At 59.6% G+C, this 287-nt stretch carries 1 protein-coding gene; it reads left to right on the top strand.

Features of this window, described 5'->3' with window-relative positions; translation table 11 throughout:
• A partial coding sequence (locus MO867_RS22940) for a TRAP transporter large permease subunit (RefSeq protein ID WP_252473456.1) occupies positions 1–287 on the top strand: 287 nt, incomplete at both ends.

Genomic DNA, 287 nt, shown 5'->3' with positions numbered 1-287 from the left:
CTGATAGGCTTCGCCCTGCTTCTGCTTTTGATTGTAATGGTGCGCATACCCCTGGCCTTCGCCATGGCCCTGGTGGGCTTTTTCGGCTTTGCCTACCTGTCGGGCCTGCGCATCGACAACCTGATGGATTTCCGCTGGACGGCGCCACTGGCCATGGCCACGTCGCGGGTCATTTCCACCGCCCAGGAATACAGCTTGTCGGTGATTCCGCTGTTTATCCTGATGGGCAACCTGGTCACCCGCTCGGGACTGTCCCACGAGCTCTATCGCGCCTCCAATGCCTTCAT

The sequence above is a fragment of the Microbulbifer okhotskensis genome (assembly GCF_023895975.1).
Classification (GTDB): domain Bacteria; phylum Pseudomonadota; class Gammaproteobacteria; order Pseudomonadales; family Cellvibrionaceae; genus Microbulbifer; species Microbulbifer okhotskensis.
Note: the sequence above shows the minus strand (reverse complement) of the source record. Positions and strands in the feature narration are given on the sequence as shown.